20 protein-coding genes are annotated in these 26,170 nt (G+C 46.1%); 17 read left to right on the forward strand and 3 right to left on the reverse strand.

The annotated features are described in order from the left end of the window. The first annotated feature begins 89 nt into the window (after positions 1 to 89). The 9 genes from AC0YN6_RS10000 to AC0YN6_RS10040 all read left to right on the forward strand — a co-directional run bounded on the left by AC0YN6_RS10000 (position 90) and on the right by AC0YN6_RS10040 (position 11,781). Positions 90 to 3,635 carry a DNA polymerase III subunit alpha gene (locus AC0YN6_RS10000; RefSeq protein ID WP_475746633.1) on the forward strand — a complete coding sequence of 1,182 codons (3,546 nt, stop codon included), beginning with the start codon at positions 90 to 92 and terminating at the stop codon, positions 3,633 to 3,635. 228 nt (positions 3,636 to 3,863) lie between these two features. After that, positions 3,864 to 4,355 (forward strand): phosphatidylglycerophosphatase A family protein, encoded by a 492-nt coding sequence (locus AC0YN6_RS10005; RefSeq protein ID WP_475746634.1) that lies wholly within the window; start codon positions 3,864 to 3,866, stop codon positions 4,353 to 4,355. 95 nt (positions 4,356 to 4,450) lie between these two features. Beyond that, the gene (locus AC0YN6_RS10010) at positions 4,451 to 4,642 is read left to right on the forward strand and encodes a glutamate decarboxylase (RefSeq protein WP_076267800.1); all 192 of its coding nucleotides are present in this window, start codon (positions 4,451 to 4,453) and stop codon (positions 4,640 to 4,642) included. A 40-nt stretch (positions 4,643 to 4,682) separates the two neighbouring features. Further along, positions 4,683 to 5,552, forward strand: coding sequence for an acetyl-CoA carboxylase, carboxyltransferase subunit beta (accD, locus tag AC0YN6_RS10015; RefSeq protein ID WP_475746635.1), 870 nt, complete (start codon positions 4,683 to 4,685; stop codon positions 5,550 to 5,552). Then, on the forward strand, positions 5,542 to 6,612 hold the full coding sequence (locus AC0YN6_RS10020) for an acetyl-CoA carboxylase carboxyltransferase subunit alpha (RefSeq protein WP_475746636.1): 1,071 nt from the start codon (positions 5,542 to 5,544) through the stop codon (positions 6,610 to 6,612). The genes accD and AC0YN6_RS10020 overlap by 11 nt, the downstream gene beginning before the upstream one ends. Before the next feature lie 97 nt (positions 6,613 to 6,709). Next, positions 6,710 to 8,464, forward strand: coding sequence for a pyruvate kinase (pyk, locus tag AC0YN6_RS10025; protein WP_475746637.1), 1,755 nt, complete (start codon positions 6,710 to 6,712; stop codon positions 8,462 to 8,464). A 119-nt stretch (positions 8,465 to 8,583) separates the two neighbouring features. Continuing rightward, positions 8,584 to 9,051, forward strand: a complete 468-nt coding sequence (locus tag AC0YN6_RS10030; protein WP_475746638.1) for an acyl-CoA thioesterase — start codon at positions 8,584 to 8,586, stop codon at positions 9,049 to 9,051. Between the two features lie 107 nt (positions 9,052 to 9,158). Then, a complete protein-coding gene (locus tag AC0YN6_RS10035; protein ID WP_475746639.1) occupies positions 9,159 to 9,551 on the forward strand; it encodes an FxsA family protein in 393 nt (130 codons plus the stop codon). A gap of 163 nt (positions 9,552 to 9,714) precedes the next feature. Next, positions 9,715 to 11,781 carry an RNA degradosome polyphosphate kinase gene (locus AC0YN6_RS10040; RefSeq protein ID WP_475746640.1) on the forward strand — a complete coding sequence of 689 codons (2,067 nt, stop codon included), beginning with the start codon at positions 9,715 to 9,717 and terminating at the stop codon, positions 11,779 to 11,781. On the opposite strand, the gene AC0YN6_RS10045 is transcribed toward AC0YN6_RS10040, so the two are convergent. After that, positions 11,753 to 13,300, reverse strand: a complete 1,548-nt coding sequence (locus AC0YN6_RS10045; protein ID WP_475746641.1) for a Ppx/GppA phosphatase family protein — start codon at positions 13,298 to 13,300, stop codon at positions 11,753 to 11,755. The two genes, AC0YN6_RS10040 and AC0YN6_RS10045, sit on opposite strands and share 29 nt — an antisense overlap. 429 nt (positions 13,301 to 13,729) lie before the next feature. On the opposite strand from AC0YN6_RS10045, the gene citZ reads away from it, so the two are divergent. From citZ to AC0YN6_RS10080, 7 genes are all read left to right on the forward strand, one after another. Continuing rightward, a complete protein-coding gene (citZ, locus tag AC0YN6_RS10050; RefSeq protein ID WP_475746642.1) occupies positions 13,730 to 14,842 on the forward strand; it encodes a citrate synthase in 1,113 nt (370 codons plus the stop codon). 174 nt (positions 14,843 to 15,016) lie between these two features. After that, positions 15,017 to 16,312, forward strand: coding sequence for an NADP-dependent isocitrate dehydrogenase (gene icd, locus AC0YN6_RS10055; protein ID WP_475746643.1), 1,296 nt, complete (start codon positions 15,017 to 15,019; stop codon positions 16,310 to 16,312). 558 nt (positions 16,313 to 16,870) lie between these two features. Further along, positions 16,871 to 17,812, forward strand: coding sequence for a malate dehydrogenase (gene mdh / locus AC0YN6_RS10060; protein ID WP_475746644.1), 942 nt, complete (start codon positions 16,871 to 16,873; stop codon positions 17,810 to 17,812). Between the two features lie 120 nt (positions 17,813 to 17,932). Further along, positions 17,933 to 20,086, forward strand: coding sequence for a DNA helicase RecQ (gene recQ / locus AC0YN6_RS10065; protein WP_475746645.1), 2,154 nt, complete (start codon positions 17,933 to 17,935; stop codon positions 20,084 to 20,086). A gap of 213 nt (positions 20,087 to 20,299) precedes the next feature. Beyond that, positions 20,300 to 20,728, forward strand: a complete 429-nt coding sequence (locus tag AC0YN6_RS10070; protein ID WP_475746646.1) for a hypothetical protein — start codon at positions 20,300 to 20,302, stop codon at positions 20,726 to 20,728. 42 nt (positions 20,729 to 20,770) lie between these two features. Further along, on the forward strand, positions 20,771 to 21,727 hold the full coding sequence (locus AC0YN6_RS10075; protein ID WP_475746647.1) for a sugar kinase: 957 nt from the start codon (positions 20,771 to 20,773) through the stop codon (positions 21,725 to 21,727). Between the two features lie 2 nt (positions 21,728 to 21,729). Beyond that, positions 21,730 to 22,512: a DeoR/GlpR family DNA-binding transcription regulator gene (locus tag AC0YN6_RS10080; RefSeq protein WP_475746860.1), complete on the forward strand. Its 783-nt coding sequence runs from the start codon at positions 21,730 to 21,732 to the stop codon at positions 22,510 to 22,512. Positions 22,513 to 22,698: 186 nt separating this feature from the next. Here the strand turns inward: AC0YN6_RS10080 and nagA are convergent, their stop codons facing one another. Both nagA and nagB read right to left on the reverse strand, forming a co-directional pair. Beyond that, positions 22,699 to 23,886 (reverse strand): N-acetylglucosamine-6-phosphate deacetylase, encoded by a 1,188-nt coding sequence (gene nagA, locus AC0YN6_RS10085; RefSeq protein ID WP_475746648.1) that lies wholly within the window; start codon positions 23,884 to 23,886, stop codon positions 22,699 to 22,701. Then, a complete protein-coding gene (gene nagB / locus AC0YN6_RS10090) occupies positions 23,887 to 24,612 on the reverse strand; it encodes a glucosamine-6-phosphate deaminase (RefSeq protein WP_475746649.1) in 726 nt (241 codons plus the stop codon). A 431-nt stretch (positions 24,613 to 25,043) separates the two neighbouring features. On the opposite strand from nagB, the gene fni reads away from it, so the two are divergent. Continuing rightward, complete coding sequence (fni, locus tag AC0YN6_RS10095; protein WP_475746650.1) at positions 25,044 to 26,099, forward strand: type 2 isopentenyl-diphosphate Delta-isomerase; 1,056 nt, start codon at positions 25,044 to 25,046, stop codon at positions 26,097 to 26,099. The last annotated feature ends 71 nt before the right edge of the window (positions 26,100 to 26,170 follow it).

Raw genomic sequence — 26,170 nt, forward strand, 5'->3', positions numbered from 1 at the left:
TGCTCTGCTACCATTCTATGGGCGTGTCCACCGCTATTATGATAAAATAGAATTATCTTATTTGGACGAAGCGGAAAGGAACCGATGCGATGAGCGGCCATAACGAACAATCTTTCGTGCATTTGCACGTTCACAGCGAATATAGCCTACTCGACGGCGCCGCTAGAATCCATGGCCTTACGGCTAAAGCTGCGGAGCTTGGCATGAAGGCGCTTGCGCTCACCGATCATGGAGTGATGTATGGAGCCATTCCTTTCTACCGTGCATGCCGTGCTCAAGGTATTAAACCGATTATTGGCTGCGAGTTATATATGACGACAGGATCACGATTTGAGAAAGGGACACGTAAGGAAAATCCGATTTATCATTTGATTGTGCTTGCCAAAAACGAAATAGGTTATCGAAATCTGATGAAGCTTACTTCCATTGCACATATCGAAGGATTTCACTATAAACCTCGTGTCGATCTAGAAGTGCTGAGGGAGTACTCAGAAGGGCTGATTTGTTTAAGCTCATGTCTGGGCGGAGAGATATCTCAGCATTTGCTGCATGACCGAGTAGAGCAAGCGCGCAGCAGCGCTTTACGTTATAAAGATATTTTTGGTGATGACTTTTATTTGGAGCTGCAGGATCATGGTCTGCTTGATCAGAAAAAAGTAGCTGCTGATATGATAAAGCTTGCAGGCGAAACGGGGATTAAATTAGCAGCAACAAATGACGTGCATTACTTGCAGGCCAAGGATGCTGCTGTGCAGGATGTGCTGCTCTGTATAGGTATGGGAAAAACGATCGATGATACAGATCGCATGCGTATGCTGACAGACCAGATGTACCTGAAAAGCGCTGATGAAATGGCTCTCATGTATAGGCATGTGCCGGAAGCGATTACGAATACGATAGAAATCGCGGATAAATGCGAGCTGGAGCTGACGCTTGGACGTGCAGCACTTCCCGTATTTCGGCCAGTACCAGCGGGGATGAGCTCATCCGATTATTTAATGACATTGTGCCGTGATGGATTAATCGCTAGATATGCGGGTTTTCCGGAATGGCTGGCGGATACGGATTACAGACAGAAGGCGGAGCAACGATTGGAGTATGAGCTATCCGTCATTGAGAAAATGGGATTCAGTGATTACTTTCTGATCGTTTGGGATTTTGTACGCTTTGCACATGAATCTGGTATTAGAACAGGACCCGGAAGGGGTTCATCTGCGGGGAGCTTGGTTGCGTATACGCTTCGAATAACAGATGTTGATCCGCTGAAATATAAGCTATTGTTCGAGCGGTTTCTAAACCCGGAGCGAATTTCCATGCCGGATATCGATATTGACTTCAACGATGAGCGTCGTGATGAGGTCATTGCTTACGTTGCGGCCAAATACGGTGAAGAGCATGTCGCACAAATTATTACGTTCGGAACGATGGCTGCCAAGGCCGCTGTCCGGGATGTTGGAAGAGCGATGAACGTTCCGTTCCAAGAAGTGGATCGTGCGGCAAAACTCATTCCGAACCAGCTCGGTATAACACTTGAGGATGCTCTGCGCATTAGCAGTGATCTGCGTGAAGCGAGTGAACGTCAACCGAAGACGGCTGCTTTGCTTAATATGGCATTGAAAGTCGAGGGCATGCCGAGACATGCTTCGACGCATGCAGCGGGTGTCGTCATTTCCCAAGAGCCGCTCACCCACTATACGCCTATACAAACAGGCAGCGAGCAAATACCGTTAACCCAATATTCAATGGAGCACTTAGAGGCAATCGGGCTGCTCAAAATGGATTTTCTCGGCTTGCGTACGCTATCGATATTAGAGCGAGCGTTGCATTCTGTGAAGGAGCAGCACGGTAAAATAATTGACTTCAATACGATCAACGATAATGATCCAGCAACCTATGCGATGCTTGGCCGAGGGGATACGACGGGGATTTTTCAGCTGGAGTCTGCCGGCGTGAGGCGAGTGTTAAAGGAAATGAAGCCGACAGAATTCGAAGACATCGTATCTGTACTAGCTTTGTACCGCCCAGGTCCAATGGAGTTTATTCCGAAGTATATTCAAGGCAAGCATGGGCTCGTCACCGTCGACTATCCGCATCCATCACTTGAGCCTATTCTGTCGGATACTTACGGAATTATCGTCTATCAAGAACAAATTATGCAAATTGCCTCTTTGATGGCCGGCTTCTCGCTTGGGGAAGCGGATTTGCTGCGCCGCGCTGTTTCCAAGAAAAAACGCGAGGTGCTGGACGAAGAACGGGCACATTTCGTGAGAGGCAGCCTCGCAGAGGGATACTCCGAAACAGAAGCGAATCATGTTTATGATATGATCGTTCGATTTGCAGATTACGGATTCCCGCGGGCTCATGCTGCGGCATATGGAGTGCTTGCGTTTCAAACGGCTTGGCTCAAGGCGAATTATCCCGTCCCATTTATGGCGTCGATGCTGGCTTCAGTTACTGGAAATCAACGAAAGACAGCGGAATATGTGGATGAATGCCGACGAATGGGCATTTCCGTGCTGCCGCCAGATGTGAATGAGAGCAGCGTTTCTTTTACGCCAGTAGAGAAAGCGGTTCGATTCGGACTTGCGGCTATCAAAAATGTCGGAACACAAGCCATTGAAGCGCTCCTGAAAGAGCGAGCAGAGCGTCCCTTTGAAAGCCTGCTCGATCTTTGCCAACGAGTAGACCTGCGCGTGGTGAATAAACGGGTGCTAGAGTCACTCATTCAGGCGGGCGCTATGGATTCGCTGCCTGGACACCGGGCTCAATTGCTTGCTGCATTAGAGGAGACGGTAGAGACTGCGGTCAAATGGCGCAAGGATCGTGAAGAGCTGCAAATTGAAATGTTTGGCCTAGAAGAGGTGCAGAACTGGGATGTCGAGCTGCCGGACATTCGCCCTTACACGACGGGGCAACAGCTCGATTTGGAAAGAGAGCTGCTTGGGCTCTATTTATCGGGTCATCCGCTGGATGCTGCTGAGCAGCAGCTCGCAAAGTTAGGACTGGATCGGTTGGTTGAGCTGACTGATGCGAAGGACGGCGCGATTGCCATTATTGGCATTATGATCGTATCGATCAAACCTTTCACGAATAAGAAAGGTCTCTCCATGGGCTTTCTAGAGCTAGAGGATCGCATCATGCGTGTAGAAGCTGTCGTATTTCCTACGATTTGGAAGCGGATTGAAAGAAAGCTCGAGAAGGGCGGATTAGCGATCATACAGGCTACTGTTCAACAGCAGGATGATGATTATAAGCTAATCGTTGAGGATTGTGTACCGATTGAACATGAGGATATGGATCTAGCAGATCACGTCGGCCGCCTGCAAAAGCAGGCGAAAGCACGTGCAGCACGAACCGGAGGCAGCAGCTTTGCTGCACAAGGAAATGCTCAAAAAAATCAACAAAAGCCGCAGCGAGTATATATTAAAATTATTTCGCAGAATGAGCAGCCTGCTATACTAGAGCAGCTTAAAAGAGTTTTGACAGGCCATTCCGGTCAGCACGATACGGTATTGTTCTACGTACAAGGTCAAAAAACGATTGCACTTAGCGATAGTTATCGTGTTCATCCTACTGCACAAATGATTGCTGCGGTTGAGCAGCTTTTGGGCGAAGGCTCTATTGTTGTCAAATAATCGAGTGGAAATCTTATACTTGCAAAAAAGACGATCCCCTTCTATGAAAAACTTGTAAACAGCCGTATTTCTTATGCACGTCAGGGCTTATCTGTGCATATGTTTAGAGATACAAGTGAGATGACCATGGAGCTCGGGAAGTGTGAGCGCCGCTTTAGGACAATGTCATCTGCTCTCGCTTATGTTTCCAAGATAAACGTACAAGCAGTTACGGGAGGGATGAGTCCTATGACAGGAATCGAGAAATGGCTCTTAAAACGAGGGGTATCGATCGACGATGTAACAGAAATTGTGTATACGCTGCAGCGTCCCTATAACGGTGATTTGACGAAGGAAGAATGCGAAGAGAGCGTAAGAGCGGTGCTTGAAAAGCGAGAGGTTCAATATGTTATGTATACAGGCATAGCGCTAGATGAACTAGCGGAGAAGAAATTGCTGCCCGAGCCCTTGCAATCAATTATGGAAAATGATGAGTCGTTATACGGTGTGGACGAGACGCTTGCACTCGGCATAACAAATGTTTATGGCATGATTGGATTGACGAGCTTCGGATATTTGGATAAAGTAAAACCCGGTATTATTCGTCAATTAAATATAAAAGGTAAACGAATTCATGTGTTTCTAGATGACTTGGTTGCTGGTTTAGCGGCTGCAGCATCTGCTCGAATTGCACATCAGGACCCGAAAGCAAACCAATATGATTTGCCGGATTCCCCTTGACTATGGTATCATTATGACATCATATGGCCTGTTACCGGGATAGCTGTGCTTAGTAAGTGAGCTTTGCGGAAGCAAAGTTTTCAGGAGGTACCATGATGTGGACGGTCATTTATATCGCACCAACAGCAAAAATCGCAGATAACATCAAGAAGCGGCTAACGGATGAAGGGTTTTTGGTGAAAATCCGCTCCGTCAATCTGTCCAAACAGCAATACGAAATACTAGTTCCGTCAGGCGAGTTGGAGGAAGTTCAAGAAGTATTCAACTCCATTATGCGGCCATTATGATGGACTGCTCTATACTATTGCGCCTTGAGAGGTGTCACACGTGCAAATAAAGGATCTATTTACTAAGAAAAAATACGCAACAATACCTTCGGAACCACGTAAGCGTGAAGTTCCTGAGGGCTTAATGAATAAGTGCTCTAAATGCGGCACAATTCAGTACAGCAAAGAGTTGGAAAAGAATTTAAAGGTATGCTCCTCCTGCGGCCATCATCATCGGCTAAGCGCATTGGAGCGTATTGCATTGACGCTCGATGAAGGGCATTTGGTAGAATACGATGCAAACATGGAATCCGTTGATCCGCTAACTTTCCCAGGTTATGCAAGCAAGCTTGAGCAGCAGAAGGCCAAGTCGAGTCTTCGCGAAGCTGTTGTGACGGGAGAAGGGACAATTGGCGGTTTTCCGGTCGTTGTAGCGGTTATGAGCTTTGACTTTTTCACCGGCAGTATGGGTTCCGTCGTCGGAGAGAAGATTACAAGAGCGATCGAAGCGGCTCATGCTAAGCAGCTGCCGCTTCTTATTTTCTCTACATCGGGCGGCGCTCGGATGCAGGAAAGTATTTTGAGCTTGATGCAAATGGCTAAGACGAGTGCGGCGCTTTCGAAGTTTCAAGGTGCTGGAGGTTTGTTTATTTCGATTTTTACCGATCCTACTACTGGCGGTGTTTCGGCAAGCTTCGCGAGCTTGGGCGATTACAATTTGGCCGAGCCTGGCGCGTTGATCGGTTTTGCCGGACGTATTGTTATTGAACAAACGATTCGCCAGAAGCTGCCTGACGACTTCCAGACGGCTGAGTTTAATTTGCAGCACGGTCAATTGGATAAAGTCGTACACCGCAAAGATATGAAGCCTACGTTAGCAAAGCTGCTCGATATGCATTGCGTAAGGGAGGAAACATCCTATGGCGGGTGAGCTGCCTTTTGAAAAACCGTTGAATGACTTGCGGCAGAAGGTAACTGAGCTGAAGACGCTAAGTGTGGAGAAGGGTATCGACTTCACCGAAGAAATTCGAGGTCTTGAGCTTAAGTGCAAGCAGCTGGAAGAAGAATTGTACAGTGAGCTGACTCCGGCTCAAAAAATGCATATGGCGCGCCATCATCAGCGTCCTACTTCGCTAGATTACATTCAAACGGTATTTACCGATTACATGGAGCTTCACGGAGATCGTCTATTTGCTGACGATCTTGCAATTGTTGGTGGTCTTGCCAAGCTTAATGGTGTTCCGGTTACTGTTATTGGACATCAACGAGGCAAAGATACTCGCGAGAACATTGCTCGTTTTTTCGGCAGTCCTCACCCTGAGGGCTTCCGCAAAGCGCTGCGGCTAATGGAGCAAGCTAACAAGTTCAAGCGACCAATCATTACCTTTATTGATACGAAGGGTGCTTATCCGGGCAAAACCGCCGAGGAGCGCGGTCAATCGGAAGCGATTGCGCGTAACCTGCGGGAAATGGCCGGCTTCGGCGTGCCTATTATTTGTATCGTAATTGGTGAAGGCGGCAGCGGGGGTGCGTTGGCTCTAGGTGTCGGTAATCGCGTATTGATGCTGGAAAATGCGATATACAGTGCGATCTCGCCAAACGGAGCGGCTTCCATCTTGTGGAAGGATGCTTCAAGGGCAGATCAAGCAGCTGAAGCGATGAAAATTACAGCCAAAGACTTACTTGAATTTGGTGTAATTGAAGATATCGTTGCAGAGCCGCAGGGCGGCGCACATAAGGATTTGGAAGTTCAAGCGGAGCGAATTAAAGATAAGCTATGGAAGCATTTGAAGGAGCTCATGGATATGAGCGCTGAGCAATTGATTGAAGATCGTTATAATAAATTCCGTAAGGTAGGTCAGTTCAAAATAGTTGAACAGGCCGAAGTATTGCCAAGCGGAACAGCAGTCGAAGTGAATATCGGTAAAAAAGCGGACGAGACGAATGCTCCCGTGGAGCAGACGCCGGAAGCAACTCCGACGGTTCAATAATGAATTATATGTAAAAATGATTATTTCACTGTACAAGCAGTGGGTTGTCGTGTAAGTATAGTAATGAATATCAGGCAGTATACGGAGGAAACATAACATGCGTAAAACTAAAATTGTTTGTACTATCGGTCCATCCAGCGAATCGTTGGAAAACACAAAGAAACTAATTAAAGCAGGGATGAACGTAGCCCGTCTTAACTTCTCCCACGGAGATTTCGAAGAGCACGGCAACCGTATTAAAAACATCCGCATTGCGAATGCAGAACTTGGTACTTCGGTAGCGGTTTTGCTTGATACAAAGGGTCCGGAAATTCGTCTTGGCAAGCTGAAGGAAGAGCCTATCGAATTGAACCAAGGCGAAACGGTTACACTTACAACTGAGGACATTTTGGGTGATCGCAACCGCGTTCCGATTACTTACAATAACCTTCCAAACGATGTAACAATTGGTTCTACGATTTTGATCGATGACGGCTTGATCGGATTGACGGTAGAAGAAGTTCATGGAACTGAAATCGTATGCCGTATCGTAAACAGCGGTCCAATTAAAAGCAAAAAAGGCGTTAACGTACCTGGCGTGAAAATCTCCCTTCCTGGTATTACGGAAAAGGATGCGAATGATATCGTATTCGGTATCGAGATGGGCGTAGATTTCATCGCTGCTTCTTTCGTGCGTAAAGCGAGCGACGTCCTTGAAATCCGTGAGCTTCTTGAGCGTCACAATGCGGGTCATATCCAAATCATCTCCAAAATCGAAAACCAAGAAGGCGTAGAAAATCTTGATGAAATTCTTGAGGTTTCTGACGGTCTTATGGTTGCGCGTGGCGACCTCGGCGTTGAAATTCCAGCTGAAGAAGTTCCACTCGTACAAAAGAACATGATCAAAAAAGGTAACCGTGTAGGTAAACCTGTTATCACTGCTACACAAATGTTGGATTCCATGCAGCGCAACCCGCGTCCTACTCGTGCTGAAGCGAGTGACGTTGCCAATGCGATCTTTGACGGTACAGATGCGATTATGCTATCAGGCGAAACAGCTGCTGGCAGATACCCAACTGAATCCGTACAAACAATGGCTCGTATTGCTGAGCGTGCTGAAGCAGCTTTGGAATACCGTGAAATCTTCACAAAACAAGCGAATGCACAACAAGTTTCCGTTACGGAAGCGATCAGCCAAGCGGTTGCTAACTCGGCTCTAGACCTTGGCGCGAAAGCGATCATTACGTCGACACAAAGCGGCTTTACAGCTCGTATGGTTTCGAAGTACAAGCCTAAAGCTCCAATCATTGCAGTAACAACGGATGAGAAAGTATTGCGTCGTCTTTCACTTATCTGGGGCGTATTTGCAGTGCTAGGTCCTGAAGCTGACACTACGGACGAAATGTTCGAAAATGCTGTAAAAGGTGGTATGAGCACTGGTTTCCTAAGCTTGGGAGATACAGTTGTTATTACAGCTGGTGTTCCAGTTGGACGTGCAGGTACTACAAACCTTATCAAAATTCACCACATTGGCGAGCTTTTGGCACAAGGACAAGGCATCGGAAGCCAAACAGCTATCGGTAAAATTGTTGTAGCTCGTACACCAGAAGAAGCAATCGCAAAAACGACTCAAGGTTCCATCTTGGTAACGATCTCCACTGATAAAGAATATATGCCTGCTTTTGAAAAAGCTGGAGCTGTTATTACAGAGCAAGGCGGAATTACTAGCCATGCAGCTGTAGTAGGTCTTAATCTTGGGATCCCAGTTATTCTAGGTATTGAGCAAGCAACTGAATTGCTTCAAGATGGCATGGAAGTAACCATCTATGGTGAAACTGGCGTTATCTATCACGGCCAATCAAAAGTACTGTAATAAAACAGTACCTTATATAAGAACAACATAGTACAAAAAGCAAAAGCGATGGTGATCTCACCGTCGCTTTTTGCTAATCTATGAGCTATAGCAACTTAAATAACTTTGGGGGTACTTTTATGCTTTCAAATTCCGCTTGGTTTCTGCATCCGCTGCGCGTTCGTTATCAGGAGACTGATCAGATGGGCGTTGTATTTCATGGGAATTATGTAACTTGGTTCGAAATTGGACGTACTGAATGGATAAGGAATGCGGGCTATGACTATAAAACAATCGAAGAGCGCGGTTTGCTGCTGCCCGTTATCGATTTGCAATGCCGATATATACTGCCTGCCCGATATGACGATACTGTTGTAGTATGCACGCGGGTTATAGACTTCTCTCCCGTCCGTGTTACCTTTGAATCGCAGGTGAGAAGGGTGGAACTTTGTGATTTTCATGCATCAGAACAGTCAGAAAGCGAGCAATTGCCTGGTGAACTGCTAGTAGAAGGCGGAACCAAGCATGTGTGGGTAAACGAGGCGTGGCATCCGGCCAGGTTAAACAAAGTGATGCCTGAGCTAGATGAATTGTTTCGTACGAAGTAAGTTTGCTCCGCAAACCGAGCTTATGCTTACGAAGTAAGTTTGCTCTGCAAACCGAGCTTATGCTTACGAAGTAAGTTTACTCCGCAAACTTTGGAGGAGGTCCAAACATGTATAAATGGTTATTGGCGGTTATTATTGTTGTTCCGTTAGTGGAAATGTGGGGAGTGTTCCTAGTTAGCGGTTGGATTGGGGGCTGGAGCACTTTTTTCTTAATGCTCGTCATTGGTTTGGCGGGAGCTTATTTGGCTCAAATGGAAGGCCGTAGAGTGTGGAGTGAGGCTCAGCGTCAAATGCAAGTAGGTCAAATTCCTGGTCAATCGCTTTTGGATGGGTTATGCGTGCTGGCAGGCGGTATTTTGCTGCTGTTGCCTGGCTTCTTGTCCGATATCGTTGGCATTACGCTGCTCATTCCAGTGACACGGACCTTTTACAGACAAATTATGCTGCGTGAGATTGAAAAAAGAATCCGAAATGGCAACTTTAAGATCGGAAGGTTCTGATGTTTACGTGACATTTACAATATATTAACATTGCACTAATAGTCATGCATCATAATGAACTAGATAAAAGTCGTTTCCTGTCACTTTTGGTCTTGATATGCTAGCGGGAGCGTAAGCTATAGAAGTAAGTTTATTTCGTAAAATGACTCAGGAGGCGTGAGAAATGACCAAGCTTTTGTCCAACTATGTAAATCGCGACTTAAGTTGGATCGAATTCAACCGTAGAGTTCTTCAAGAGGCTCAGGATGCCAGCAATCCATTGCTGGAGAGAGCAAAGTTTTTGGCGATCGTATCAAGCAATTTGGACGAATTTATGAGTGTGCGAGTTGCAGGTATCCAGATGCAGATGAGAGCCGGTTTATCCAAAACTGATTTTACCGGCTATACGCCGTCGGGTCTCTGGAAAAGACTTATTAAGCGGGCAACCCAAATGGTGCATGACCAATACCGTACATATAGAGAAGTATTTCGCAGCTTAAGCCGCGAGGGCATTTTTATTCGTTCACTAGAAGAGTTAAATGTATCGCAGACGAAGGCAGTTTCGGACTATTTTCATGAAATCGTATTTCCAGTACTTACGCCGATGGCAGTTGATCAAAGCAGACCGTTTCCACTCGTTCATACGAAAGAGTTGTATTTAGCGGTGCTTCTAAAGCGAGAGGGAGATCAATCAGAAGAGGATCCTTTGTTTGCGATTGTGCAAGTGCCCTCCATCTTGCCGAGATTCGTCCCTGTTCCTGGGCGTATAAACAGCAAGAAAACGGAATTTGTATTACTTGAGGATTTGATCGAACAATTCATAGATACGTTATTCAATGGTTACATTCCGTTCTCGGTTAATCCTTTCCGTCTGACAAGGGATGCCGATATTACGTTGAATGAAGAGGATGCAGAAGATCTTCTGGAGGAAATTGAGAAGGAGCTGCGTCGTCGCCGCTGGGGTATCCCTGTAAGGCTTGAGGTTTCGAAAGGCATGCATCCTTATGCGCTTGAGATGCTGACGGAAGAACTCGAAATCGAAGATAACTTATTCGAAATCGACGGTCCGCTAGATCTTAGTTTCTTGATGAAGTTCGCAGCTGCTGTGCCAGGTAATGACGATTTGCGTTATGAGAAGCTAGAGCCGATTTATCCAAGAGAGTTTGACCATACTGATGATATGTTTGAGGTTATCCGGCAGCGTGATGTGCTCATGTACCATCCTTATGAATCATTTGATGCGGTAAATGATTTTGTTATGCAGGCAGCTTATGATCCAGATGTGCTAGCAATAAAAATGACACTGTACCGCGTGAGTGGTCAATCTGCACTCGTTCAAGCACTTGCTAAGGCAGGAGAAGCAGGAAAGCAAGTAACGGTAGTCGTAGAGCTGAAGGCGAGGTTTGACGAGGAACGGAACATCGCTTGGGCACGTCAACTGGAGAAGGCTGGTTGCCATGTCGTTTATGGTTTAGTTGGTCTAAAAACACATGCGAAAATTTTGCTAGTGGTAAGACGCGAGCAAGGGACTCTTCGTCGATACGTGCATGTTGGTACTGGAAATTATAATGACAGCACGGCAACCTTATATACAGATATCGGACTATTTACATCACATCCAATAATCGGCGGCGATGCTTCTGCTTTGTTTAATGAGGTAACAGGTTATTCTTCGCCATATGAATGGAAGGCTTTTGGCGTAGCTCCGTCAGATTTAAAGGAAAAGCTATATCGTCTTATCGATCGGGAAAGATTGAATGCAATTGCGGGGAAACCTGCACGTATAATTGCCAAAATGAATTCGTTGTCCAATCAAGAAATGATCGACAAGCTGTACGAAGCCTCCCAAGCCGGTGTGAAAATAGTTCTAATCGTCCGTGGAGTATGCTGCTTGCGGCCGGGTGTTCCTGGGCGCAGTGAAAATATTCAGGTGATCAGTATCGTAGACCGCTTTCTCGAGCATGCAAGAATTATGTACTTCCATAATAACGGTGAAGAAGAGGTGTATTTGTCCAGTGCGGATTGGATGACTCGTAACCTTACGAGGCGTATCGAGCTAATGTGCCCTGTATTTGATACTAAGCTTAGACAAGTATTAATAAATATGCTTCAACTGAATCTTGAGGATAACGTTAAGGCTCGCGAGTTGCAGCCGAACGGTACTTATGAACATATTTCTAGTGTCGATAAGCAGCCGTTCCGCAGTCAATTCGAGGCAAAGGTTATTGCATCTTGGAAGGGACGTGCGTAGCCTCATAATCGAGGCTAGGTTTAACACCCCACAACTTTTTGAACTCACTGGCAAGCTCAGCAACCTCGCGCTGCTCAACAGCTAGTGTTCCACGAGGCTGGATTGGTCGTAGAAGCAGTTGATTGCCTGATAAATGAACATTTAGCTGAGCAATGGCTTGCGTTTCTCCTCGATCCAGCGCTGCTGATAGCTGAAGCAGAGAGCCTAGTTTGTAAATAATATCAAGGTCGGATTCGTTAAGCAGCTCTTTATATTCAGAGATGTGCTGGCGAGCCCGGCCTTTGCTTTTGTATGAAGCAATTGCTGCTGTCATAATCATCTCCCGATGAGTAAGCCCGTTCAGGTGAGAGTTGATAATGAGGTAAAAGGAATGCCTTGCATATTCATAATAATCAATAGAAGCCCCTATTCGGAAAAGCTGAGATGCAGTATCGAGCAGCACCCTTGACCGTGGGGTTAGCGGATGAACATAGTTCAGGACATCGTAGATCTCTAGCGCTATTCGATTGACTTGCAGCACATGCTGCTTTGGAGCTTCCGGGTGCAATGCGCTTAAATTAGTGAGGCTATATTTCAGCACATCATCCAATTTAGGGCGATTTGGAAATCTAGTCGCATGGAACAATCCATCGCGTAGGCCTGCTCCGCAAATACGATAATAAGAGGCTTTGGTGGCGCGGAACAATACACGTAAAATTGCTACACCTGGTACGACTACATCGGCTCGGTCCTTAGACAAACCTGGTAGTTTACGTCTTTTGTCGAGCGGCAGCTTGCGCATTTGATGAAATAGTTCGTCAACGTGTTCGCTAGTAGTCGGATAATTATGAGTTTGAGGAAAGGGATATTTATGTGCAGCTTGATGCATTTTTCCTAATGCACGAACGGTGCCTCCAACTCCGACGAGCGGTAAGCCGGGCGTTTCCCCAATCCAAGACTCATTTCGAGCAGCTTCTGTGACGATAGTCTCAAGCGCCCGCAGGTCATCGTCTGAGAGCAATCCCTTGGTACCGAAACGTTTGTTGAAGCTTACGCAGCCAAACGGAAAGGATACCGAATGCACGAGTACACGGTTGCGAAATAAAGACAGCTCTGTGCTGCCGCCGCCGATATCAATCAGCAGTCCGTCACGAATATTGAGCGAGTTAATCATGCCTAGAAAACCGTAGGATGCTTCATCCTCGCCGGAAAGTAATTCAATGGTCAAATCCGTTTCCGCTTTGATGCGATTAAGAATGTCTAATCGATTATTAGCATTTCGAATGGCAGCTGTCGCGACTGCTCGAATATTGCTGGTATGATTATGTGTACAAATCATGCTAAAATGAGACAGCGTGTCGATTAACTCATCGATCGCTGTATCTGGGAGACAACCGTCTCCGTCAATACGTTCGCTTAGTCTGGCAGGCCGTTTACTGCTATCCGCCACACGATGAGCGCCGTTTGCAGTCCTCTCATAAACGACGAGCCGGACGGAATTGGAGCCTATGTCAATAATTCCGATGCGTTGTCCTGTCATATAGCGCCTCCAATACGGCAAATTTTGCTCTGTTCGTTCTCTTTTGACATTTTACCACTTTATCCGTTTCTGTAAAAATAGTTTATGCTTCAGTGTTAATCTCAGCCTCAATCATTTTTGCATGGCTTGATGCCTTTATTACCTTTACAAAATCTTTATTTGTCCACAATTTACCTGATCATTTACCTAAAATGGTATATTCGAACGTGCCCGGTGGAACAATAAGCTGTCGACAAAAACTAGCGTTTCTGCGCTACAATGTGCTACTGTATTACATAGGTCATTCAAAAAATCAATGATGCTGATAAAGCATTTTTATGTCCGTATTTGTTCACTTCTTTGTCAAAATCATTTATGATTGAAGTCGACGGTACAAAACAACGACCCCTTTTTAATGTTTACGATAACCATGTTAAAGGAGAGAGAACGATGACAGCAACTAAAGGTCTCGAAGGAATTGTCGCTGCGGCGTCATCCATCAGTTCGATTATAGATGGCGAATTGACATATCGTGGTATAGATATTGATGATCTTGCGGAAAATGCTACTTTTGAAGAGGTTGCCTACCTGTTATGGTATGGTAAATTACCGAATCGTTCCGAGCTTGATGGACTGCAAAAGCAATTGGATCAATTTGCTGCGCTGCCACAAGGCGTGCTTGATCAAATCAAGCTATATCCAAAAAACACGAACTCTATGGCTGCTCTTCGTACGGCAGTATCCAGCTTGGCATTGTACGACGAATTAGCTAACGATATGTCACCAGAGGCGAATCAACTGAAAGCAATTAAATTGCAAGCGCAATTGCCTACAATTATTGCTGCATTTGCACGTATCCGCCTAGGACAAGAGCCTGTAGCTCCAAAGCAAGGAGTATCCATTGCTTATAATTTCTTATATATGCTTACTGGAAACGAGCCAGCTGAAGTTGCTGTTAAAGCACTTGATCAAGCGCTCGTTCTTCATGCTGACCACGAATTGAATGCATCGACGTTTGCTGCTCGTGTAACCGTAGCAACGCTGTCGGACATTTATTCCGGCGTAACATCCGCGATCGGCACTTTGAAAGGTCCGCTTCATGGCGGTGCAAACGAAGCGGTAATGGTTATGCTTGAAGAAATCGGTTCTGCTGCTAACGTTGAGAGCTTTATTAACAACGCGCTTGCGAACAAATATAAAATTATGGGCTTTGGACACCGTGTATACAAAAACGGCGATCCGCGTGCGAAACATTTACAAAAAATGTCCCGCGAGCTTGGTAAGCTGACAGGCAACATGGAGCTTTACGAAATGTCTGTCAAAATTGAAGAGTTAGTAACAGGACAAAAGGGCCTGAAGCCGAACGTTGACTTCTATTCCGCTTCTGTATACACAACGCTAGAAATTCCACGTGATCTGTTTACACCAATTTTTGCGATCAGCCGCGTATCTGGTTGGAGTGCACATATCCTTGAGCAATATCAAGATAACCGCTTAATTCGTCCACGTGCTGATTATGTTGGTCCGGTTAATGCGAAGTACGTTCCGATTGAGCAGCGTTAATTACTTAATTAAGTTATAATGGTAGAATAGAGTGAATAAACACATCGTTCTATTTTTTCACCAAGTATAATCATTTGAAAGCTTGCAGTTGCAATCATGATTATATTTCAACACGACATAATATAAACTCATGCTTGCTGTATAGCAGGTACAATTCTAAGGAGGATTTTATTCATGGCTAAGTTCGAAAAATTCGCGCTTCCAACAGAAGGCGAACAAATCACAATTGACAACGGTGTTCTTCAAGTACCTAACAATCCAATTATTCCTTTCATCGAAGGCGACGGCACAGGCCGCGACATTTGGAAAGCTTCGAAACGCGCACTTGATGCAGCGGTAGAGAAAGCTTATAACGGCGAGAAAAAAATCGCTTGGTACGAAGTATTTGCCGGTGAAAAAGCATTCAACGAGTACGGCGAGTGGTTGCCTGCTGATACACTTACAGCAATCCGCGAATATATCGTTGCTATTAAAGGACCATTGACTACGCCAATCGGCGGCGGCATTCGTTCTTTGAACGTTGCACTTCGTCAAGAACTTGATCTTTACACTTGCTTGCGTCCTGTTCGTTACTTCACTGGCGTACCTTCCCCAGTAAAACGTCCTGAGCTTGTTGACATGGTAATTTTCCGTGAAAACACTGAGGATATCTACGCGGGTATTGAGTACCAAGAAGGTTCTGCAGAAGTGAAAAAAGTAATCGAATTTTTGCAAAACGAAATGGGAGCTAACAAAATCCGCTTCCCAGAAACTTCCGGTATCGGCATCAAACCAGTATCGAAAGAAGGTTCGAAACGTCTTGTTCGTGCAGCGATTGAGTATGCAATCAAGCATGGCAAAAAATCAGTTACATTGGTACACAAAGGCAACATCATGAAATACACAGAAGGCGCGTTCAAAAACTGGGGCTACGAAGTGGCTGAAGAAGAATTCGCTAACGAAACTTTCACATGGGGTCAATACGACCGCATTAAAGAAGCAGAAGGCACTGACGCTGCAAACAAAGCTCAAAAAGACGCAGAAGCAGCTGGCAAGCTAATCGTTAAAGACGCAATTGCTGATATCGCTTTGCAACAAGTACTTACTCGTCCAACTGACTTTGATGTTATCGCAACATTGAACTTGAACGGCGACTACTTGTCCGATGCTCTTGCAGCACAAGTTGGCGGTATCGGTATTGCTCCGGGCGCGAACATCAACTACTTGACTGGACACGCAATCTTCGAAGCAACTCACGGTACAGCTCCGAAATACGCTGACCTTGACGTAGTAAACCCAGGTTCCGTAATCCTTTCCGGCGTAATGCTCCTTGAGCACCTTGGCTGGCAAGAAGCGGCTGACCTTATCTATAAAGGTATGGAAGCTTCGATCAACAACAAAACAGTAACTTATGACTTCGCTCGCTTGATGGAAGGCGCAACAGAAGTTAAATGTTCCGCTTTCGCAGACGAAATCATCAAAAACATGTAGTCCAATCTTCACCTAAATAAGGGGACATTTGTCCCCTCATCTTTGGAATGGCGTCCCTATGGGACGTCATTCCTTGCTCTAAGCGCTAGGAATGGCGTCCCGCAGGGATACATTCCTTGCTCTTCGCATTAGGGAGTGGCGTCCAGCAGGGACAATTCCTTGCTCTTCGCATTAGGGGGAATGGCGTCCCGCAGGGACAATTCCTTGCTCTTCGCATTAGGGAATGACGTCCCGCAGGGACAATTCCTTGCTCTTCGTATTAGGGAATGACGTCCCGCAGGGACAATTCCTTGCTCTTCGTATTAGGGAATGACGTCCCGCAGGGACAATACCTTGCTCTTGCTCTAAACGTAAAGCGTGTCCCGAAGGGACGAAAGCGATCCAAGCTCATCAGTCGCATAGACACATCGGTCGTTCTCCAACGTTAGTCCAATTCGCAGGTGTCCAGAGGGCGCAGCGCCTTGGGGTCCTCCCTTGGAAGGGAGGATTTAGGTGGGTTCGAAAGGGTCAAAGGGGTCTCCCCTTCAAAACATATTGTTATGGGAGGATTTTCACAAGATGGCTATTAAACGCAAAAAAATCACTGTCGTAGGAGCAGGCTTTACAGGTGCGACTACTGCACTTATGCTGGCTCAAAAAGAACTAGGTGATGTTGTTCTTGTTGATATTGCACCTCTTGAAAACCCGACTAAAGGCAAAGCGCTTGATATGCTTGAAGCGACTCCGGTACTTGGAGTAGATGCAAACATTATCGGTACTGCCAACTACGAAGATACAAAAGATTCCGATGTTGTCATTATCACTGCTGGTATCGCTCGTAAACCGGGTATGAGCCGCGACGATCTTGTCAGTACTAACGCAGGCATTGTTAGATCCGTTTGCGAAAACATCAAAGTTTCGAGCCCGAATGCTTATGTTATTATTCTAAGCAACCCGGTTGATGCGATGACTTTTGCTGCTTTCCATGCGCTTGGTTTCCCTAAAAACCGCGTAATCGGTCAGTCAGGTGTTCTTGATACTGCTCGCTACTGCACATTTATTGCACAAGAGCTTAATGTATCTGTTGAAGACGTTCGCGGCTTCGTGCTTGGCGGTCACGGTGACGATATGGTTCCACTCGTTCGTTACTCGAACGTTGGCGGTATTCCAATTGAGAAGCTTATTTCAGCAGAACGTATAGAAGCAATCGTACAACGTGCACGTGTTGGCGGCGGCGAAATCGTTAATCTGCTTGGCAACGGCAGCGCGTATTATGCGCCCGCAGCTTCCTTAGTTCAAATGACAGAAGCTATCCTTAAAGACAAAAAACGTATCATCCCGGTTATCGCTTTACTTGAAGGCGAATACGGGTATGATAATTTGTTTATGGGAGTGCCAACAATCATTGGCGGTGACGGCATCGAGAAAGTGCTTGAGCTTGATTTGACTGCTGAAGAAAAAGCTGCACTTGATAAATCTGCTCAATCCGTACGCAACGTTATCGAGTTAGTAAAAGGCTAGTAAGCAAACTAAACTGCTGCTTTTATGAATGAATGCGTTTGGGAGGACCCTGACAGAATGCTGCCAGGGTCCTCTGTTTATTTTTACGGTAAACAAGCTTTACTTTGGGAGGGGTACAGGTTGATCGAACAAGCAAGACAAGCCTTGAAGCAAGTATATGGCTATGACTCTTTCCGCAAAGGGCAGGAGGATATTATATCGGGTATATTGAACGGACGTGATACACTGGCTATTTTGCCGACCGGTGGAGGGAAATCGATTTGTTATCAAATTCCATCGATGCTCCTGACGGGTACTTCGCTTGTGATATCTCCGCTCATTTCGCTCATGAAGGATCAGGTCGATGCGCTAAGACGGGTTGGTGTATCAGCTGCGTTTCTTAACAGTTCATTAGGAGCAGCTGAATATCGAGAAGTGATGCGTAACGCAATGAATGGCGAGTATAAGCTGTTGTATGTGGCTCCTGAACGACTTGATGCGCCAATGTTCCAGTCCTTGTCAGAGCAGCTTACAATCCCGCTCATTGCGATTGACGAAGCCCACTGCGTATCGCAATGGGGACATGACTTCCGTCCAAGCTATCGCCAGCTTGCCGGCTGGATTGCAAGAATGAAGGATCGTCCGCTTGTAGCTGCGTTTACAGCTACGGCTACGAATGAAGTAGCGATGGATATTTCAGAAATGCTCAAGCTGCGTGATCCTAGTATTTTTGTTACAGGTTTTGCTAGACCGAATTTGTCTCTCTCTGTCGTTACGGGTGTGGACAAGAAAAAATTTCTTGAAAGCTTTGTATCGGGGCGCAAAGACCAGTCAGGCATCATCTACGCAGCAACGAGAAAAGAAGTAGAAAATGTATATGAGCAGCTAACACGAAGGGGCATCCTAGCAGGAAAATACCACGGCGGATTGTCAGACGTTGAACGTGCCGATACGCAGGAGAAGTTTCGTTTCGATGATATCCGTGTGATGGTCGCAACGAATGCTTTTGGGATGGGCATCGATAAACCAAACGTACGTTATGTGCTGCATTGGCAAATGACCAGCGACATTGAATCCTACTACCAAGAAGCGGGCCGTGCAGGACGGGACGGCGAGGAGAGCGAATGTATTCTTCTGTTTGAGCCTGCTGATATGCAAGTACAGCGCTTCCTGATCGAACAAGGTACTGGAGATTCGGAGCGCAAGTCGATTCAACTATCTAAGCTTCACACCATGATGAATTATAGTCGGACACAGCGCTGCTTGCAGCAGTTTATCGTCGATTATTTCGGTGAAACCGATGTCGTAGCTTGCGGCAAATGCAGCAGCTGTCTCGATAAGAGCGAGCCGGTTAACCGGACAGAAGAAGCGAAGATGGCGCTCTCCTGCGTTGGTCGAATGAGAGGGCGCTTCGGAGTTACGATGGCGGCTAAAGTACTAAAAGGGTCACGTGACAAACGTTTGCTTGAATTTGGTCTCGACGGCTTGTCTACTTACGGCTTAATGCGCCATTTGCCTGAGAAGGAAATTGCGGATTGGCTGTATTGGCTCGTTTCTGAAGGGTACTTAAAGCTCAGTGATGGGCAGTATCCTGTTGTGTCTTTAACTGCAAACGCACTTCCTGTACTGGAAGGCCGAGAATCCATTATGCAAAGAGTAAGAGCTACCGTGAGGCAAGCTGCTTCCTCCGATCTTGCGAATGCTTCTCCTTTATTCGATGCGCTTAAGCATTGGCGTAAAGAGAAAGCGGCGCTAGAAGGCGTTCCGCCATTTATGCTGTTCTTTGACGCAACACTTCGAGAAATTGCGAATGCTCGTCCACAAAATGATGAGCAACTGCTAAGCGTTAAGGGGATTGGCGCGGCGAAGGCGCAGAAATACGGCGAGGATTTGCTCTCTATTATTTATTCGTTTGGAAATGAAGGGGATGCCGAGGGCGTCATAGGAAATACAGCTAGATCGTCAGCGCCTTCTAATAAGAGTGGATTAAGCGATGAGCAGCCGAGTCATCTAAGTACTCTTGCATTGTTTCAAACCGGGCTTGAAACGGATGAAATAGCGCAACAACGAGGATTAAGCAAAGTGACGATTGAAGGCCATATCATACGCTGCGCGGATGAAGGTGAAGAGGTCGATTGGAGCCGCATCATACCGGCGGAATATGAGCAGATGATCGTACAAGCCATTGGTGAGCAAGGAATTGAAAAGCTGCGACCGATTAAAGACGTTTTGCCAGAGGAAGTCACATATTTTGCAATTCATGGGGTTATGAGTAAGTATGGATTTAAGTCTTAGTTCTAAGTCCAGTACGTTCATCATGAGAACTTGCATTAAAGTGTGAAAATTCCGGGAACGTTTTTGGCATTAAGTCGTCAAAAAGTGTATAATACAGCGGTTCAGGAGCGGAGTCATTTGAAAAAAATCTCATTTCTGATAAACTATTTATAGATACGATTTTGGCGAAAGCGGATCGTTGATTACGCTTTACCAAAAACAGGAGGAGTTCAAATGTTTAATGTAATGATATTTTTGCACGTGCTAGGTGCAGTAGGAATGGGATTCTACATTGTGCTGCCCATTATGGTAGGCAGAGCATCTAAGCTAGCTGGTGTTGGACAAGGGGGACTCGCGGACGGCTTGCTTTCGGCGAATCGAATTGCACAGTATTTCCTAGTGCTTCAGCTGCTTACAGGCGGATACTTGATGTCTCAAGCTGATTACACTGTAGCTTGGATGATTATTGTCGTATTGCTATTCCTAGCGATAGCTGCACTAGGCGGTATTATGACCAAACCGCTTAAACTAGTTGTTGCATCTATTCAAGAAGGCAAGAGCGCGACAGCGCATATTAACAAAGCTCGCGTAATGAGCATGATCGTATTGGTGCTGTATATCGTTATTATTTACTTTATGAAATTTCCGATGATTGAAAGCTAACAATTACAATGTAGTTTATATGACGCTGTAGGGGGATTTTACGTGTTTGAATCATCGCCGCAAATTGTAACGTTTGGCGAATCAATGGCTTTGTTTATGCCGCAGGAGCACAAGTCGATCGAACGTGCTGCTACGCTGGAACAAAGCTTTGGCGGAGCGGAAAGCAATGTCGCTATAGGACTTGCACGTCTTGGCGCTTCGGTTGGCTGGTTTGGCGCTCTAGGCGACGATCCGTTTGGCAAAATAATATTGAAAACATTGCGCGGCGAGGGTGTGGATGTATCTCGCGCTCAGCTTAGCACAGAATCACCGACGGGTATGATGTTTCGTGAGCATGTAGCGGGTAGATCTGCTGTACATTATTTCAGAAAGCATTCGGCAGCCAGTCGAATGCTGCCTGAACAGCTTGATGAGAATTACATTCGCGGAGCTAAGCTGCTTCATGTAACCGGTATCACTGCAGCACTAAGTGACGATTGCAGGAGAACACTTCGCCGCGCTGTTGACATTGCCAAGGAAGCAGGCGTACTTGTAAGTTTTGATCCAAACATTCGGCTTAAACTTTGGTCAATAGAAGAGGCTCGCGCAACACTGCTGCCGTTTGCTGCAGATGCGGATTACTTTTTGCCAGGCTGGGACGAGCTTAAGCTATTGTATGAAACAGATGATTATGAACTAATTAAAGGTCGACTCAATGAGTTGAAGGCTGTGTCTGTCATTAAAGGCAGAGGAGATACGACAGTCGTCTTGAACAAAGGGCAGGAAGAGAGCTTGCCATTCTACCCGGCTGAACAAGTGATTGATACAGTTGGTGCGGGAGACGGTTTTTGTGCAGGTTTCTTGGCAGGAATAATGAAGGGCTTATCCCCCGTTGAAGCGGTGCGTCTTGCTAGTATCAACGGATCTTTAGTCGTGCAAATGCGAGGCGATTGGGAAGCGCTGCCTGAATGGAGCGTCGTCCAGCAGCGGATGTCCGCCAAAGCTTGGGTGGAGCGCTGATCATGGCTGAATTGATCGGAAACAAGGGGCAGCGTCGCCGTGAAGCTTTGTTGCAGCTTTTGAAGCAGCAAGGTCGGGTGACGATAGTCGAAATGGTGGAGCGATTCGGCTGTTCGGAGGCGACGGCACGTCGAGATCTCGAGCAAATGGAAGCTGATTATCCCATTATTCGGACAATTGGCGGTGCGATGTATGATGGAATGAATACGGTGAGGGATTTACCTTTTGCGGAGAAGGAAGGGTTATCGATTCTGGAAAAGGAACATATCGCTGAGCTTGCTGCTTCCCTAATTTTGGAAGGAGATGTGATCGGTCTTTCTGGCGGTACGACAAACTTTCTCATTGCAAAGACGTTAAAGTCCCGAAAAGGAATAACGGTAGTGACCAATGCGGTTAATATCGCGATGGAGCTTGCGGGCAGCGATATACAGGTTGTTGTTACCGGAGGCATAATGCGCCATAACAGCTTCGAGCTATGTGGTCCTCTTGGAGAAGGAATGGTGGCCCATCTACATATCGGAAAGATGTTCATTGGAGTCGATGGCATCTCTGCCGCTGGCGGAATTACGACATACTCCGAGCAGGAAGCGCAAATCGCTAAAGCACTCATTAAACGTTCACAAGCAGCATATGCCGTATTTGATCATTCCAAAACAGATCGTACCTCGTTGTTTTCGATTGCCTCCTTATCCGAGCTGCGAGGGGTCATTACAGATGCCCCGCTCAATGAGGAACTTACAGCCGAGATGCTGCGTAATGGTATTTCCGTTCATGTGACAAATTAACATCATGTTTAAGAGGTTCCGTTTCAAACGGTCACTGACCCTATGAAGCGGAACCTCTTTTTATATTCAGAAAGCTCAATTCGGCGGGTTACGTGTTATTAAGAAAGGGCTGCCCAACAAGCAGGAATAACCTGCTTGCGGGACAGCCCATTTGTTACCTATATGATTATTAGTAAATGACCCAGTTTAAGCTTCAAATACGGAACGGCCTTGTACCCAAGTTTGTTGAACGCGCATTTCCGTGTCAATCCAAACAAGGTCAGCTTGCTTACCGCTTTCTATGGTGCCCGTACGTTCGAATATACCAAGCTGCTTCGCTGGATTAGCACTTGCAAAACGACTAATCTCTTCAATGGATAACGAGGTGTGCTCAAGCATGAAGCGAATCGCATTAATCATCGTTAAACAGCTGCCTGCGAGGGCATTGCCTTCACGCAATCGTGCTTCCCCGTCCTTAACAATAACAGGTAATCCACCTAGACTATATTCGCCTTCCGGCATGCCAGCTGCAGCCATCGCATCCGTAATCAATATCACTTTGTCTGAAGGCTTCGCAGCAATCACCAGTCGTATCGCCGCTGGATGCACATGTATGCCATCCGCAATGAGCTCAGCTGCAATACGGTCATCTGTTAGAACAGCGCCTAGTGTACCCGGCTCGCGATGGTGTAGACCACGCATGGCATTATACGTATGAACAGCTTGTGAAAGACCGGCATCAGCGGCTGCAATGACTTCCTCATAGACCGCATCCGTATGCCCGCAAGCGGTGACAATACCTTTTTCAGCAAGCCAAGCAATGGTCTCAATTGAACCACTTTTCTCAGGTGCCAACGTGAGTTGACGAATAAGACCAGGCCAGCTCGCTTCCCATTGCTGCAGCCATTCGAGCTGAGGGTTTTTGATATGAGCCGGATTTTGGGCGCCTGGCCAAAGCTCGCTAATGAAGGGTCCTTCTAGATGTACGCCATACAACGCAGTAAAAGGCATTTCGCTGCTGCGGTAATCAGCTACCGCATGCAATACATCTTCAATTGCGTCTTTGGGAGCGGTCATCGTTGTGGCAAGCATTCCAGTCGTGCCTTGTGAAGCATGAAACTTAGTAATGGTATCGAAGCTATCACGGCTGGCATCCATAAAGTCCGCGCCGAAGCCGCCGTGAACATGTACATCAATAAAGCCTGGAAGCAGCCAGCCTCCTTGTCCATCAATGGAATGCAGTTCTTCTGAAACTGCAGCAGCAGCTCCTTTGTCATCCTTAGCAACGATCTTTGTTATTTTTCCTTCTTGCACGACGACACTGCCATTAACAACCTTGTCTTCAAGCACGATATTTACGTTTTGAATGATCCAGTTATTAGAGCTTATTGTCATTTAGCTTAACATCCTTCCTGCCTCGCGATCGAGCAATACAATGACGCGAGGATGTGTTTGCAGCAGCGAAGCTGGTACGTTAGTCGTAATCGGACCAGTAAGTGCCTCTTTTACAATTTTCGCTTTATCAGCACCACGAACAGCTAAGACGATCGTATTAGCCTTCAATATCGAACCTACGCCCATTGTGATTGCATACTCAGGTACCTCATCCATGGATTCGAAGAAACGAGCGTTTGCTTCACGAGTTTCCTCTTTCAATTTAACGACGTGAGTGCCGCCCGATAGGTTAATATCAGGTTCATTGAATCCAATATGACCGTTGTGGCCGAGACCAAGCAGTTGGACATCGACTGGTTGAGCTTCAAGCATTGCATCGTAAGATGTGGATTCAAGCTCAACATCCGCAGCCATACCGTTGGGCAAATGGGTTTGGTCTGCTGAGATATCGATATGCGAGAATAAATGTTGGTTCATATAATAGGCGTAGCTTTGGTCATTCTCAGGTTTTAGTCCCACATATTCGTCCAAATTGAACGTCGTTACATCCTTGAAGCTAACTTTTTTCTCATTGTATAGCTCTACTATTTTGTCATAAATTCCGATAGGTGTCGATCCTGTTGCAAGACCAAGTACTGCGTTTGGTTTCTCATTTACGGTACTTACAAACAGCTCCGCTGCATAAGCATCCAATTCCTTCTGTGTATCAAATATAATCATTTCCATGTTAAGTCCTCCTAGAACGTTTTTGTTAACTTTATTTTATATGAGTTTCGACGGATTAACAATATAAAATGATTGTAAAATTCAAATAAATGATTGCAAAAATCATTTATTTGTGTGACAACGTATTGCCTCTGCACATATAGAATAAGACGCAGGAGCTGGCCTAGACTCATTTATATTCAATCGACGACTGACTTTTATTAGGATGCCACATTTGCTGGAAGAACTATTCCTTGCGGCAGTTCTTGTTCTTCATTCAGGTTTATTCACCTTATGTGTCAAAGTCGTGGAGTTGGGGGCGTGAAACCGAATTTTATGTTAAAATAGTACATAGTCGTTTAGTCGGATATTAGAATTAGAAGATAGATAAGCAAAATATGAGCTGCGTTGCCATAGAAGGCGTTAGCCGTTTAAGCTTGGGAGGAACAAGCATGTCAGTAGATCAGCAAGCAGCGACTGCAAAGCGTAAAGGAGAGCATATACGCATATGTTTGCAGGAGCAGGTAAATAGCGTGGGCATTGAGACGGGCTTGGAGCGGTATCGCTTTAAGCATAATGCGCTGCCAGAACTATCCTTCGCGGAAGTGAGTCTGAATACAGAATGGTTTGGCAAAAAGTTAGGTGCTCCGCTGCTCGTTAGCTCCATGACTGGAGGAACAGATGAAGCAGGTGCTATTAATCGTAGATTGGCCGTTGTTGCAGAGGCAAAGGGGTGGGCAATTGGTCTTGGTTCCATGCGCGCCGCAATCGAAAATGAACAACTTGCTGCTTCGTTCTCCATTCGAAAAGATGCCCCTACCGTCCCAGTCATAGCTAATATTGGCGCGGTTCAGCTTAATTACGGTTTTGGAGTAGAATCTTGCTATAGAGCGGTTGATATAGCTGAAGCGGATGCACTCGTCCTGCATCTTAACAGCATGCAGGAAGTGTTTCAGCCTGAGGGTGACACAGATTTTCGTAATTTATTGTCTTTGATAGAGCAGGTTTGCAAGTCGCTTGATGTACCTGTTGGCATCAAAGAAGTCGGTTGGGGCATCGATGCTGATACAGCAGCAGCGCTTGCTGGTGTAGGCGTCTCATTTATTGATGCGGCTGGCGCAGGAGGCACTTCTTGGAGTCAGGTCGAGAAGTACCGTTCTACTGACGATATGAGAAGGCAGGCTGCCGAGTCGTTCGCCGATTGGGGAATTCCAACCGCTGAGAGTGTTATAGAAATTCGCGGAAGGCTGCCGCATGCAAACATTATTGCAAGTGGGGGCTTGCGTACGGGCGTTGACGCTGCCAAAGCTATTGCGCTAGGCGCGGATCTTGCAGGTTTCGGGCGGGTATTACTGCCGCAAGCGGCGAACAGCAGCAATCATATCTCTCAGGAGCAATTGATGCAGCAATTCGAACGAATTGAATTTGAACTGCGTACGGCCATGTTCGGAATTGGTGCAGGAACTATTCATGAGCTTCGTCACACCAATAGGTTGATATTAAAATAAAGACAACAAATAGAGTTGCCTAAGAAGCGATATTGATGCTTCTTAGGCAACTTTTTATTTTACAGAGATAC

The organism is Paenibacillus sp. J22P15 (genome assembly GCF_056269345.1).

What these genes read in the sequence shown, in the direction of transcription:
- AC0YN6_RS10000 (WP_475746633.1), top strand. Translation starts at nt 90, where the DNA reads ATGAGCGGCCATAACGAACAATCTTTCGTGCATTTGCACGTTCACAGC.
- AC0YN6_RS10005 (WP_475746634.1), top strand. Translation starts at nt 3,864, where the DNA reads ATGACAGGAATCGAGAAATGGCTCTTAAAACGAGGGGTATCGATCGAC.
- AC0YN6_RS10010 (WP_076267800.1), top strand. Translation starts at nt 4,451, where the DNA reads ATGTGGACGGTCATTTATATCGCACCAACAGCAAAAATCGCAGATAAC.
- AC0YN6_RS10020 (WP_475746636.1), top strand. Translation starts at nt 5,542, where the DNA reads ATGGCGGGTGAGCTGCCTTTTGAAAAACCGTTGAATGACTTGCGGCAG.
- pyk (WP_475746637.1), top strand. Translation starts at nt 6,710, where the DNA reads ATGCGTAAAACTAAAATTGTTTGTACTATCGGTCCATCCAGCGAATCG.
- AC0YN6_RS10030 (WP_475746638.1), top strand. Translation starts at nt 8,584, where the DNA reads ATGCTTTCAAATTCCGCTTGGTTTCTGCATCCGCTGCGCGTTCGTTAT.
- AC0YN6_RS10035 (WP_475746639.1), top strand. Translation starts at nt 9,159, where the DNA reads ATGTATAAATGGTTATTGGCGGTTATTATTGTTGTTCCGTTAGTGGAA.
- AC0YN6_RS10040 (WP_475746640.1), top strand. Translation starts at nt 9,715, where the DNA reads ATGACCAAGCTTTTGTCCAACTATGTAAATCGCGACTTAAGTTGGATC.
- AC0YN6_RS10045 (WP_475746641.1), bottom strand. Translation starts at nt 13,300, where the DNA reads ATGACAGGACAACGCATCGGAATTATTGACATAGGCTCCAATTCCGTC.
- citZ (WP_475746642.1), top strand. Translation starts at nt 13,730, where the DNA reads ATGACAGCAACTAAAGGTCTCGAAGGAATTGTCGCTGCGGCGTCATCC.
- icd (WP_475746643.1), top strand. Translation starts at nt 15,017, where the DNA reads ATGGCTAAGTTCGAAAAATTCGCGCTTCCAACAGAAGGCGAACAAATC.
- mdh (WP_475746644.1), top strand. Translation starts at nt 16,871, where the DNA reads ATGGCTATTAAACGCAAAAAAATCACTGTCGTAGGAGCAGGCTTTACA.
- AC0YN6_RS10070 (WP_475746646.1), top strand. Translation starts at nt 20,300, where the DNA reads ATGTTTAATGTAATGATATTTTTGCACGTGCTAGGTGCAGTAGGAATG.
- AC0YN6_RS10080 (WP_475746860.1), top strand. Translation starts at nt 21,730, where the DNA reads ATGGCTGAATTGATCGGAAACAAGGGGCAGCGTCGCCGTGAAGCTTTG.
- nagA (WP_475746648.1), bottom strand. Translation starts at nt 23,886, where the DNA reads ATGACAATAAGCTCTAATAACTGGATCATTCAAAACGTAAATATCGTG.
- nagB (WP_475746649.1), bottom strand. Translation starts at nt 24,612, where the DNA reads ATGGAAATGATTATATTTGATACACAGAAGGAATTGGATGCTTATGCA.
- fni (WP_475746650.1), top strand. Translation starts at nt 25,044, where the DNA reads ATGTCAGTAGATCAGCAAGCAGCGACTGCAAAGCGTAAAGGAGAGCAT.